Genomic DNA, 11,980 nt, shown 5'->3' on the forward strand with positions numbered 1-11,980 from the left:
GGCTCGCTGGCGTGAGGTGTATCCGCGGGTGTCGGTGGTGGCGCATTACGGTCCGACCGAGGTGACGGTGGGCTGTACGGATTATCCGGTTCCTGGGGATGCGGTGCTGTCGGCGGGGGCTGTTCCGATCGGTCGTCCGGTGTGGAACACGCGGGTGTATGTGCTGGATGCGGGTTTGTCGCCGGTGGCGGTGGGTGTTGCGGGTGAGTTGTATGTCGCGGGTGCGCAACTGGCGCGCGGGTATCTGGGCCGCGCGGGCTTGACGGCTGAGCGGTTTGTCGCGGATCCCTTCGCGGTGGTGTCGGGTTCGCGGATGTACCGGACCGGGGATGTCGTGCGCTGGAACACGGACGGGGTCCTGGAGTTCCTCGGCCGGGCTGACGCACAGGTGAAGGTGCGCGGCTTCCGTATCGAGCCGGGCGAGGTCGAAGCCGTCCTGGCGGAGCACGGGCAGGTGGCCCAGACGGCCGTGGTGGTACGGGAGGACACGCCTGGCGACAAGCGGCTGGTCGCGTATGTGGTGCCTGCCGACGGCGGTGCTGTCGACACAGCGGTGCTGCGCGGATTCGCAGCGGAGCGGTTGCCGGATTACATGGTGCCGTCCGCGTTCGTCACGCTCGACTCCTTGCCGTTGACGTTGAACGGGAAGCTGGACCGAAAGGCCCTGCCCGCCCCCGAGTACGCGTCGGATGAGTCCGGACGGGCTCCCCGGACATCGCGCGAGGAACTGCTCTGCGGCCTCTTCGCCGAAATCCTCGGCGTCAGCGCCGTTTCCATCGACGACAGCTTCTTCGATCTCGGTGGTCATTCGCTGCTGGCGACCCGTCTGGTGAGTCGGATCCGTTCCGTCCTCGGGGTCGAGGTGAGTATCCGGTCGCTGTTCGAGGCGCCGACCGTTGCCGGCCTGATCGACCGGCTTGATGAAGTCGACGTCACGGATCCCTTCGACGCCCTGTTCCCCCTGCGTCGCCAGGGCGCGGGCAACCCGCTCTTCTGCGTGCACCCCGTGGTGGGTCTGAGCTGGTGCTATTCGGGCCTGATCAGGGAGTTGCCGGCTGATGTGCCGATCTACGGTCTCCAGTCCAGGGGAGTGGGCGGAGGAAAGCCCGCTGCCACCGTCAAGGAGATGGTCGTCGAGTACGCGCAGCTCATCCGCTCCGTCCAACCCGTGGGGCCGTACCACCTCCTGGGATGGTCCTTCGGCGGACTCGTCGCGCACGCGGTGGCCGAAGAGCTCCAGAGGCAACAGCAGGAGGTCGGCCTCCTCGCGGTCGTCGATGCCTACCCGACGTCGCATGTACCCGACACGGACGGCGACCAGCGGGGCCTCGTCCGGGCCCTCGCCGAGGCCGCCGGTCTGACCCTTCCCGACGAAGCCGCCGGAGGCGATGACGCCGAAGGGTTCTCCAGCCTGCTGGAGGCCTATGCCGCCGACCAGATCGGTGAAGTGGCCCAGAGCCTCGACGTCGACGAGGACAAGGTCGCGGGCCTGATCGCCGTGATCGAGAACAACCGCGAGCTCTCCCGTTCGCTGACCCCGGGCGCGGTGGACGGGGATCTCGTCTTCTTCCGCGCAGGCGTTGACAATCCGATGCCGATGTCCGGTAGCGAGGCGTGGACTCCCCATGTTTCAGGCGGAGTTGACGAACACGTGATTGAATGTGATCACGTCGCCATGATGCGGCCCGAGCCGCTCGCGCACATTGGCCGTGTACTCCGGAACCGGCTACAGCCAGGAAAAGACCCCGGCGCCTTCTGATCAGCTGGAAGGGACAGGGCGGGCGCTTTTCCGTCACGTGACTCCGCCCTGTCTCTCGCACGATTCCCGTGGGCCGCATCAGGTGCCCCGGCGACCCCCTCCCGGAATGTGCCTGCGCTTTTTCCTGCGCCCGTGCAGGGGGGGCGATCTGAAATCGAGAGTGTTTTGTCCTTTCTCTTTCTTTCCAATGCTTTCTCGCCACGCAAGAGAACTGGAGTTTCCGTGACGTCTTCCTTGGTGAACACAGTTGTCGACGACTTCGAGCTGGACTATGTGGAGATGTACGTCCGCGACCTGGACGCGCAGATCGCTCTGTGGCGTGACTCCTATGGGTTCGTGGAGGTCGCGGCGGGCGGATCCCCGAAGCAGGGATTCCGGGCCGCGGTGATGTGTCAGGGCGTGATGAGGCTCGTATTGACGGAGGCGACGGGCGAACAGCATCCCGCCTCCGACTATGTGCTCGCCCACGGCGATGGCATCGCGAACATCGCCCTGCGCACGCGGGACGTACGTACGGCGTTCGGCCAGGCTGTGGAGAACGGCGCACGGGCGCTCGCGGAACCCGTGGAGCACGCGGAGGGCGACGTCGCGGTCAGCGCGACGGTGTCCGGATTCGGCGATGTGGTGCACACCCTGGTGCAGCGGCGTACAGGGAAGAGCGCCGGCCTGCCTGCCGACTTCCGGCCGATTCCCGGCGCCGACCGGCCCACGGAGGCGGAAGCGGTTGCCGCGGACGGGCTCCGCCTCCTGAAGATCGACCACTTCGCCGTGTGCGTGAACGTCGGTGAGCTGGACCCGATGGTGGAGCTGTACCGGAAGTCGTTCGGGTTCAGCGAGACCTTCGCGGAGCGGATAGTCGTGGGAACTCAGGCGATGCTGTCCAAGGTGGTCCAGAGCCGGTCGGGTGAAGTGACCTTCACGATCCTTCAGCCCGACCCCGCGGCGGACCCCGGTCAGATCGACGAATTCCTCAAGAACCACGTCGGATCCGGTGTACAGCACGTGGCCTTCGCCGCAGACGACGTGGTCCGGTCCGTCGGTGCGCTGACCGGCCGGGGAGTGGAGTTCCTGACCACCCCGAACGCGTACTACACCCTCCTGGAGCAGCGCATCACCCTGAGCAAGCACTCCCTGGTGAGCCTGCGCGCGCTGAACATCCTTGTCGACGAGGACCATGCCGGACAGCTCTTCCAGATATTCGCGCGCTCCACCCATCCGCGGCGCACCCTCTTCTTCGAGGTGATCGAGCGGTGCGGGGCGGAGACCTTCGGAAGCTCCAACATCAAGGCCCTCTACGAGGCAGTGGAGATGGAGCGCATCGCGAAACAGGATCAGCCGCTGTGAACCGCACCGGGCGGGACGCGGCCGGCTTGCCGGCATCGTCCGATACGTCGTGGGACGTCGAGCGGGACGTGCACCGCACGGAGGACCTGGAGCGGGCGGCACGGCAGGCCCTGCCCGCCGACGTGTGGGACTTTCTCGCCGGCGGCAGCGGCGCCGAGGTGACGCTGGCCGCCAACCGCGCGGCACTGAGGCGGATCGCCCTCGTCCCGCGCGTCCTGCGGGACGTGGCGCACTGCGCCCTGGAGACCACGCTGTTCGGAGCGGTGCAGGCCATGCCGGTGGCCACCGCCCCCATCGCCTACCAGGGCCTGGTCCACCCCGAGGGCGAGCTGGCCGGCGCGCGAGCGGCGAAGGCGGCGGGAATTCCCTTCACCGCGAGCACTCTGAGCAGCTGCCCGATCGAGGACATCGCCGGGATCGGCGGGACCGTCTGGTTCCAGCTGTACTGGCTGCGCGACCGGAAGGCGACTTTCGAGCTGGTCGAGCGGGCGGAGGCCGCCGGATGCGCGGCGCTGATGCTCACCGTCGACGTGCCGTGGATGGGGCGCCGGCTGCGGGACGTCCGGAACCGGTTTGTCCTGCCCCCCGGGGTCGAGGCCGCCAACCTGGCATGGGGATCGGCCTCCGAGGCCCACCGGGCGCGGGCGTCCGGATCCGCGGTCGCGGCCCACACCCAGGCCGCGTTCACGTCCTCGCTGACCTGGGCCGAGGTGGAGGAACTGCGGCGGCGCACCCGGCTGCCGCTCATCCTGAAGGGCGTCCTCGACCCACGGGACGCGCGGCGCGCCGCCGACACCGGGGTGGACGGCGTCGTGGTGTCCAACCATGGCGGCCGTCAGCTGGACGGTGCCATCGCCGCCATCGACTCCCTCGACGCGGTCGCCGGGGAGGTGGGGAGCAACTGCCGGGTCCTGTTTGACAGCGGGATCCGGAGCGGGACCGACGTGCTGTGCGCCCTCGCGCTGGGAGCCGACGCCGTACTCGTGGGGCGGCCGGTGCTGTGGGGGCTCGCCGCGGCGGGAGAGCGGGGAGTCGGGCGCGTCCTGCACCTCCTGGCGGAGGAACTCCGCGACGCCTTCGGCCTCGCGGGCTGCGACGGGGTGGCGGCGGCCAGGGAGATCCGCACCGTCAGGGGGGTCGGCTGAGCCCCGGCCGTCAGGCGTCCTCCGCGCCACCGCGCCCGGTCGCGGCCGGGCGCGGACCCCGGGCGGATCCATGAGTCTCCGGAAGACATGTCAGTGCGGGCCCTGAGAAAGGAATGCGGAAATGGAGCAAATGGTGAGCCGTCACTACGTGGTGTTCTGTCCGATATGCGGACAGCGCGGTATGGATGACGGACTGACACTGTCGTGCAGTCGTGATCACGGGCCGGCGCTGCTCCAGTCCGACTACTCGGTGAAGGAGTTCGCGCCGAAGACCGATTGCGAGGGTCTCTTCCGCTACCGGGACTGGCTTCCGGTCACCCGGACGTTCCCGACACGGGCCCGCACGGTCGTGTTCCAGAGCGAGGAACTCTGCACCCAGCTCGGCCTGCCGAACCTCTGGATCGCCTTCAACGGCTACTGGCCCGAGCGCGGGGCCCACCTCGAAACCGCGACCTTCAAGGAACTGGAGGCGTACGCGGTCCTGGGGCGCCTGCCGAGTGACCCGCCGGTGCTGGTGGTGGCCTCCGCGGGCAACACCGCGGCGGCGTTCGCCACGGTCTGCTCGCGGTACCGCCGCCCGTGCCTCCTCGTCGTGCCCAGGCGCGGACTGGCCAGGATGAGACTCCGTACGCCACTGGACCCGGCGGTGAAGCTGGTCGTGCTGGACGGCGCCGACTACTCCGACGCCATCGCCATCGCCGAGTCGGTGGCCGCACTCCCCGGCTTCCAGGCCGAGGGCGGCGTTCGCAACATCGGCCGACGCGACGGACTGGCCACGGTCCTGTACGCGGGCGTGGAAGCCATGGGCAGGATGCCCGACCACTACGTCCAAGCCGTCGGCAGCGGAGCCGGCGCCATCGCGGTCCACGAGGCGGCGGTCCGGCTTCTGGCGACGGGTCGCTACGGCAGTGACTTGCCGCGGCTCCTGCTCTGCCAGAACGCGTCGTTCGCGCCGCTCGCCGACTCCTGGAAGTCGGGGACGCGTCGGCTCAGCACCTGCAGCGCCGATGACGCGCGGGCCGCGACGAGAACCGTCTTCGCCGACGAGCTGACCAACCGCTTCCCTCCCTACGCCGTCAGATCGGGCATCTACGACGTGCTCACCGAAAGCGCGGGCGACATGTTGACCGTCGAGCGGGAGGCGGCGGAGTACGAGAGGAAGGTCTTCAGCAAGGCAGAGTCCGTCGACATCGAGCCGGCCTCCGCCGTGGCGCTCGCCGGGCTCCGCCAGGCGGTCACCGCCGGGCGGATCACCGAGGAGGCGGTCGTACTCCTGAACGTCACGGGCGGCGGCCGGGCCCGGCTGGCGCGGGACCATCCCCTGTACGACGCGGAGCCGACCCTGATCGTCGACCTTCAGGATGAGACGGTGGAGGGTGTTGTGCCGCGGATCGAGGGACTGTTCCCGGACCGGATCCGCTAGGCCGCACGTACCGCGAGCAGGCACGCACCGCACGCGGGCACACAGGTCGAGCAGGGGGGAGACGGCGCGGCGGCACCGTCACCCCTCGCCGAACTCCTCCTCCTGCGGTGCCCCCGCGTTGCGTACCGACAGTCGCCACCCCGACGACTCCTCGCTCAGTACGTGCCAACCGCAGTTGGACAAGCCGGCCAGCGACATCCAGTGTCCCGGATCCATCCGCAGGACGTGACCGGCGGTCGCGCGGATGGTCCCGCCGTGGCTCACCACGACCAGCGTCCCCCCGTCCGGAAGCCGATCGGCATGGCGCTCCACGACGGCGACCGCACGCTCGGCCACCTCGGTGTCCAGCTCGCCGCCTCCGCGCCGCACGGGCTCACCCTGTTTCCAGGCCGCGTACTCCTCGCCGTACTCGGCCACGATCTCGTCGTGGGTGAGTCCCTGCCACCGGCCGGTGTACGCCTCGCGCAATCCCTCCTCGGGGGCGGCCGGGCGGAGTGTCAGCGCGGACAGTTCCCGTGCGGTGGCGGTGGCGCGCTTCAGACGGGAGGTGATGACGGCATCCGGGGCCAGGGCCGCCAGCACCTTTGCCGCGCGCCGCGCCTCCCGCACGCCCTCGGGGTTCAGTTCGATGTCGATGGTTCCCTGGAAGCGCCGTTCCCGGTTCCAGGCCGTCTGACCATGACGCCACAGCACGATCCTGCGGCCTCTTGAGCTCGCGGTAACCATGTTCCGATGAAATCCCTTCTCGGGGTGCGGTGTTCGGCCGGACAACGGATGGCGCGGACGTCTCAGCGCCCTTGCCATACGGGCGGGCGTTTCTCCGTGAAGGCCCGCGGGCCCTCGACGGCATCCGCACTGTGCCTGCGGCGTTGCTCCCACGGGAAGGCCTCGGTGAACGCCTGCTCCAGCGGCATGTCCACGGAACGCATCACGGCCTCCTTGATGGCGCGCACCGCCAACGGGGCGCTGCACAGCAGGGCCTCCGTCCACGCGCCGACCGCTTCGTCGAGGTCCTCGTCCGGAACGACCTCGTTGACCAGTCCAAACCGCAGTGCCTCCGCCGCCGGCATACGGCGGCCGGTCAGCAGGTAGCCCATGGCGGCCTTCAACGGAAGCTGGCGGGCCAGCCGGAATGCCCCGCCCGCGCCGGGCACCAGCCCGAGAGTCGCCTCGGGCAGGGCGAAGACCGCCCGATCGGAGGCGATGATCAAGTCACAGGCCAGGGCCAGCTCGAAGCCACCGCCCAGGGCGTAACCGTTGACCCGAGCGATGACCGGTGTGGAGAGCGCGAAGCGCTCGGTCAGCCGGGGCCAGCCCGGCTGACCCCGGCTGCCGAACGTCGAGGGAGGCACCCCCTCCTGGTCGAGGAGGGCCCGCTCGCGCAGGTCCTGGCCGACGGAGAAGGCGCGATCCCCGGCCCCGGTCAGCACCGCGACCCGGACGTCGTCGTCGGCCTCGACGTCGTCCCAGACCTCCGCCAGCGCCTCGTGCATGCGCCGGTTCATCGCGTTGAGCACGGCGGGCCGGTCCAGGGTCACGTACGCGACGCGCCCCTTCTTCTCGTACCGGACCCCGCTCTCCTCGCCGCCGGTCATCGGCCCGGTCCCGCCTTCCCGGCCGAGGCCGCCGAGAAGCGGCCGACCTTGTCGAGCACGTCCGCGTCGTACAGCCGCAGGGCCTGCTGGAGCGCGAACTCGGCCAGGTAGGAACGCAACTGGTCGACCGGCTCCTCGGCCAGGTTGAGCATGCGCCGGTTCGCCAGGACGGCGGAGCCGCGCAGGCGTTCGGCGCCGGCGGTGACGGCCGCGTCCAGCCCGGCCGGCTCGTGCACCTCGTCGATGAGCAGGCGGGCCGCCGGTTCACTCGCGTGGATGCGGCGTCCTTCCAGGATGACCTGTCGTGCCAGCCGGGGGCCGACCGAACGCGTCAGCCTGAAGTTGGCCACACCCGGGATGATGCCCTCCTGCGCCGCGGGCAGGCTCACATAGGCGTCCGAGGCCGCGATGACGTGGTCGAAGAGCAGGAGCAGCTGGGCGCCGCCGCCGATGGCGAACCCGTCCACGACGGCCACCCAGGGCTTGTCCACGGTGGGCCGCCGCCAGTCTGCCGCGCCCTCCACCGCCACACCCCGGATCAGCTTGTGGAGGTACCCGAGCTCACGCCGCAGCAGGAAGTCGACGAGCGAGATGTCACCACCGTGCAGCGCCTTGAGGTTGATGCCGGCGCTGAAGACCCGTCGCCCGCGGTAGCGGGGATGCGACATGACACCGCCCCGCAGCACACCGACCTCCGTGGCTGGGTCGAGGAGGACGAGATCGACCGCCGTCTCCATGTCGTCGACCTGCTGGTCGTCCTCCGCGTTCAGCGAGTCGTCGCGGCACATGGTCAGGTGGGTGACGGCACCGATGCGCTCCACCCTCACGGACCGCAGCTCCGCCTTGCCGGTCCTCGTGAACTCGGGCAGCAGCGCCAGGGCACCGGGGGTGGGGCGCAGCATCGCGTCCAGCAGGTGTGCCCCGGCCGACGGGGAGCGCAGCACGCGGCTGAAGAAGATGCCTTGATCGATCTCGTGGCCCTCCTTGTGCGACTGGGCCCTGCCGCGTTCGGCCGCCAACTGTTCCTCGGTCGGCACGAGACCGGGGAACCGCGCGGCAGCCGTCCGGGCGAGTTCCGCGAGCCGCGGGTGGCTGGACCGGCGTTCGGTGAGCTCGTCGTAGACCGCTTCCGCGTGTGCGTCCATGAACGCGATGCGCAGCGCCCTGGTGGCGTCGACGGCCGCTGCGGCCTCGGCGCGCTGCCGCGGTGACCGGTGCACCGGGTCGCCCAGGCCGGCCAACAGGGTTTCGGTGGCCGCCGCCGTACGCGCCAGCGAGAGCCGGGCCGTGCCCAGATCGGCCGGCCCGGCGGGCAGGTCACCGTGCGATCGGGGCAGGACCTGGCCGACGGTCATACGGCCGCCTCGGCGGCGGTCTTCAGCAGCGCCCGGTCGCACGCCGCGAGATGGGCACCGAGGGCCTCCTCGAAGCTCGTGGTCGCGGCGTCGAAGAGGAGTTGGCGGCGGATGGCCAGCTCCGCTCCCCGGACCGACGCGGTGGATCCGACGGCTGCCGCGAGCGCGTCGTCGACGTCGTCGGCCAGTACGTCGACCAGTTGCAGGGCCAGTGCCTCCCGGGCGGCGATAGGGGTGCCGAAGAGCACGGCACGGCGGACCGCGGCGGCGCCGGCGTGGGACCTGCCGAGCCGGTACAGCGTCATGCCCGGCCAGGTCGCTCCGTTCTCGACCGCCATCACGAGGCTCGCGGCGCCGTCGGCGATGCGGTGGTCGGCGCAGAACAGGAGGTCGAGCGCGAGGCCGCCGCACGGCCCCTCCGCGACCGCGATGGTCGGTGTGGGCAGGCGTTCCAGGCGCCGCAGCGCGCGCTCCCACTTGTTCACCAGGGAAACCGTCACCCCGTCGGCCTGACGCATGACGGGGACGCCCGAGACGCGGATGGCCAGTCGGTGGGCGGTGCGCCCGTCCTCGGCGCTGTCACAGGCTCTGGTGACGGCGTCGACAGTCGCGGAGGACAGGGGCAGGCGGCCGTCGACGGTGAGGGTCGCTGTCGCGTGGTCGAAGGTCGCGTAGGTGGTGCTTGCTTCGGGCATGGTTTCCTTCACCTGCTGCTCTTTCACCATTGGACGAGCGCGGTTTCTATGGTCGAGCCAGGGCCCATGGTCATCAGGGCGCCGTACTCGCCCGCCGTGACCACGTCTTCCCGGAGCAGCCGCTCGTAGGAGAACAGGAACGAACCGCTGGAGAGATTGCCGTAGTCGCGCAGGACACTGGTGGTGTGGCGCACGTCGTGACGGGTGAGACCGAGGTTGACCCGTACGGAGTCGATGACCTTCTTCCCGCCGGAGTGCACGAGCCAGTGGCCGATGTCGGAACGGCGGAGGCCCGCCTCGGACAGCAGGCGGTCGACGACCCGCTCCGCGTGGGCGCCCACCACATAGGGCACCTGTGGGTCCAGGTAGAAGCTGAACTTGCCCTGTGCGTCGTCCCAGTCGTAGCGCATGGCCTCGATCGCATCCGTGATGAGGTGGCTGGAGAAGCCCAGGATCCGCGGACCGTCGAACCCGCGCGGGACACCGGGCGGTGCCGGGGGATCGGACTCGGCCCGGTCGGCGACCAGGGCCACAGCGGCCGCTCCGTCCCCGAAGAGGCTGTTGACGACGGCGGTCCGCATGCTCGCGTCGATCACGTAGGCGGCGGAGCAGGCTTCCACGCACAGCATGACGGCCACCCGGCCGGGATGCGCGGTGGCCCAACTGGCGGTCGCCTGGAGGGCGTTGAGTCCGGCGTTGCAGCCCATGCCCACGACGTCCACGCGGCTCGTCTGCGGGCGGAGTCCCAAGGAGCGGATCAACAGGGCGCTCAGGCCGGGAGTGAGGAAGCCCGTGGTGGTCGTCACGCACAGGTAGTCGACCTCGTGCGGGTCGATGCCGGTGTCGGCCAGGCACTTCTGGATGGCTCGAACCCCCATGTCGAGGGCGAGTCTCTTGTGTTTGTCGAGCAGCGCGCCCTGGGCCTCGGGGAGGCAGGTGCCGTTCGGGTCCCGCGGCGGCAGGGAGAGGAAGCGTCTTTCGATGGCGCTGTTGAGGAAGACGGACCGGACCTTGGGATCCGATATCTCGAATATGTCGAGTAATTCGTGCTGGGTGTACGAGGTGTCGGTCACCGCTGTCGCGACGCCCGCGATACGGGGTGCGACAAGTGTACGGACGGGTGGTGCCTTGGAAGGTTCGGGGAATCCGGTATACGGGGGGTTCACCGATATGGTCATCGGAAGGTCCACCCCCACATTCGCGGCTTACTGCGAATCGGTGTGTGCATGGTCAGCAATTTGTCGGTTTCCCTGTGGGTCGTAATGGAACCTGGGCGGCGGTTTCATCCCTGATGAACCGCGCCAGGCGCTTGACGCCGTCCGTGATCTCGGACTGGGTCAGGTAGCTGATGGACAGTCGGATGCTGTTGGCTCCGCCGCCCTGGGGATAGAAGTAGGACATGGGCGTCCAGATGACGCCGTATTCCTCCGCCGAACGTTCCAGGGCGGAGTTGTCCACTCGGAACGGCACGTCCATGGTGAGGAAGAATCCACCGGTGGGCCGGTTCCAGCGGACGCCGAGCGCGGTCTGCTCGTCCTGGGGGAAGGCCTCGTCGAGTTCTCGCAGAATGGCCTGCATCGCATCGCCGTAATAGCGGGATGTCTCGACGTTGATGTCCGCGGTGCGGCCGCCGGCTGCCAGCAGCATTCCGCCCACGGCGGCCTGGCCGAGCGCGGACGTGTTCACCGTCACCATGCTCTTGATCTTGGTGATCTCGTCCACCAGCAACCCCGTGGAGCCGTCGCGGTCGACGACGATCTGGTCCGCGATGGCGAACCCCACCCGTGCGCCGGGAAACAGCGTTTTGGAGTACGAGCCGAGGTGGACGACTCGGCGGTCGCGGTCGAGGGACTTGAGCGTGGGCACCTGGCGGCCGGGGCTGACCATCCGGTACGGGCTGTCCTCCAGCAGGAGGATGTCCTCGCGGGCGGCGAGTTCGAGGAGCTCTCCGCGCGCTTCCAGCGAGAGCGTGACGCCGGACGGATTCGAATGGTCGGGGACCACGTAGAGCGCCCGGGGGCGACGTCCGCGGGCCCGCTCGGCCCGGATCGAGGCCTCCACATCGGCGCACCGCAGGCCGTCGGCCCGCTCTTCGACGGGGGTGAGCTCGATGTCGAGGAGGCGTGCGGCTCCGGTGATCCCCACGTAGCAGGGGCTCGCCACCAGCAGTACGTCGTCGCGGCTCGCGAAGAGGGCCCGCAGCGTCAGGAGCATGGCCTCCTGGCAGCCGACCGTGACGACGATGGCCTCGGGCGGCACGTCGATGTTCTCGTCCTTGAGGAGCGAGTCGGCGATCAGCTCCCGGATCTGGCCGTGCGTGGGACCGTACTGGAAGATCGCGTCGCGTATCTCGCCGGGGGAGCGACCGTTCTCGGCGAGGTGGTCCAGATAGCGGCGGATGTGCCCGAATATCTCTTCCACGTCGAAGAATCCGTCGTACGGGCGGCCCGGAGCGAATGAGATCGCCTCCGGATAGCGGTGCGTGATCCCGTTCAGGAAGTTCATCGTGTCGAGCACCGGATCGGAGATGCTGGCGTGCAGCTCCTCCTTTAACAGATGATCTGCTGCCACGCAGGTACCTCCGCCAGGCGGCCATCAGGCCGGCCGCCCGATTGTGATCTCGTAGGAACAAGATTTTTTCGGAAGGCTACCAGTGCGCAACTC

At 69.4% G+C, this 11,980-nt stretch carries 10 protein-coding genes; 4 read left to right on the forward strand and 6 right to left on the reverse strand.

Annotation, left to right across the window (positions count from 1 at the left end):
- From ACWIHT_RS42580 to ACWIHT_RS42595, 4 genes are all read left to right on the forward strand, one after another.
- A partial coding sequence (locus ACWIHT_RS42580; protein ID WP_456173999.1) for an alpha/beta fold hydrolase occupies positions 1-1,759 on the forward strand: 1,759 nt, incomplete at its 5' end.
- A 222-nt stretch (positions 1,760-1,981) separates the two neighbouring features.
- Positions 1,982-3,103: a 4-hydroxyphenylpyruvate dioxygenase gene (gene hppD / locus ACWIHT_RS42585; protein WP_456174000.1), complete on the forward strand. Its 1,122-nt coding sequence runs from the start codon at positions 1,982-1,984 to the stop codon at positions 3,101-3,103.
- Positions 3,100-4,248: an alpha-hydroxy acid oxidase gene (locus tag ACWIHT_RS42590; RefSeq protein WP_456174001.1), complete on the forward strand. Its 1,149-nt coding sequence runs from the start codon at positions 3,100-3,102 to the stop codon at positions 4,246-4,248. Before hppD ends, ACWIHT_RS42590 begins: the two co-directional genes overlap by 4 nt.
- A gap of 130 nt (positions 4,249-4,378) precedes the next feature.
- Positions 4,379-5,671 carry a cysteate synthase gene (locus ACWIHT_RS42595; protein ID WP_456174072.1) on the forward strand — a complete coding sequence of 431 codons (1,293 nt, stop codon included), beginning with the start codon at positions 4,379-4,381 and terminating at the stop codon, positions 5,669-5,671.
- Positions 5,672-5,749: 78 nt separating this feature from the next.
- On the opposite strand, the gene ACWIHT_RS42600 is transcribed toward ACWIHT_RS42595, so the two are convergent.
- The 6 genes from ACWIHT_RS42600 to ACWIHT_RS42625 form a co-directional block, all read right to left on the reverse strand.
- Positions 5,750-6,397, reverse strand: a complete 648-nt coding sequence (locus ACWIHT_RS42600; RefSeq protein ID WP_456174002.1) for a histidine phosphatase family protein — start codon at positions 6,395-6,397, stop codon at positions 5,750-5,752.
- A gap of 62 nt (positions 6,398-6,459) precedes the next feature.
- On the reverse strand, positions 6,460-7,266 hold the full coding sequence (dpgD, locus tag ACWIHT_RS42605; RefSeq protein ID WP_456174003.1) for an enoyl-CoA-hydratase DpgD: 807 nt from the start codon (positions 7,264-7,266) through the stop codon (positions 6,460-6,462).
- Positions 7,263-8,621 (reverse strand): (3,5-dihydroxyphenyl)acetyl-CoA 1,2-dioxygenase DpgC, encoded by a 1,359-nt coding sequence (gene dpgC, locus ACWIHT_RS42610; protein ID WP_456174004.1) that lies wholly within the window; start codon positions 8,619-8,621, stop codon positions 7,263-7,265. The genes dpgD and dpgC overlap by 4 nt, the downstream gene beginning before the upstream one ends.
- Positions 8,618-9,316 carry an enoyl-CoA-hydratase DpgB gene (dpgB, locus tag ACWIHT_RS42615; RefSeq protein WP_456174005.1) on the reverse strand — a complete coding sequence of 233 codons (699 nt, stop codon included), beginning with the start codon at positions 9,314-9,316 and terminating at the stop codon, positions 8,618-8,620. The genes dpgC and dpgB overlap by 4 nt, the downstream gene beginning before the upstream one ends.
- Before the next feature lie 23 nt (positions 9,317-9,339).
- Positions 9,340-10,494 carry a 3,5-dihydroxyphenylacetyl-CoA synthase DpgA gene (dpgA, locus tag ACWIHT_RS42620; protein WP_456174006.1) on the reverse strand — a complete coding sequence of 385 codons (1,155 nt, stop codon included), beginning with the start codon at positions 10,492-10,494 and terminating at the stop codon, positions 9,340-9,342.
- 52 nt (positions 10,495-10,546) lie between these two features.
- The gene (locus tag ACWIHT_RS42625) at positions 10,547-11,887 is read right to left on the reverse strand and encodes an aminotransferase-like domain-containing protein (protein WP_456174007.1); all 1,341 of its coding nucleotides are present in this window, start codon (positions 11,885-11,887) and stop codon (positions 10,547-10,549) included.
- Positions 11,888-11,980 lie beyond the last annotated feature (93 nt).

The organism is Streptomyces sp. NPDC002276 (assembly GCF_053891435.1).

What these genes read in the sequence shown, in the direction of transcription:
- ACWIHT_RS42595 (WP_456174072.1), top strand. Translation starts at nt 4,379, where the DNA reads ATGGTGAGCCGTCACTACGTGGTGTTCTGTCCGATATGCGGACAGCGC.
- ACWIHT_RS42600 (WP_456174002.1), bottom strand. Translation starts at nt 6,397, where the DNA reads ATGGTTACCGCGAGCTCAAGAGGCCGCAGGATCGTGCTGTGGCGTCAT.
- dpgD (WP_456174003.1), bottom strand. Translation starts at nt 7,266, where the DNA reads ATGACCGGCGGCGAGGAGAGCGGGGTCCGGTACGAGAAGAAGGGGCGC.
- dpgC (WP_456174004.1), bottom strand. Translation starts at nt 8,621, where the DNA reads ATGACCGTCGGCCAGGTCCTGCCCCGATCGCACGGTGACCTGCCCGCC.
- dpgB (WP_456174005.1), bottom strand. Translation starts at nt 9,316, where the DNA reads ATGCCCGAAGCAAGCACCACCTACGCGACCTTCGACCACGCGACAGCG.
- dpgA (WP_456174006.1), bottom strand. Translation starts at nt 10,494, where the DNA reads ATGACCATATCGGTGAACCCCCCGTATACCGGATTCCCCGAACCTTCC.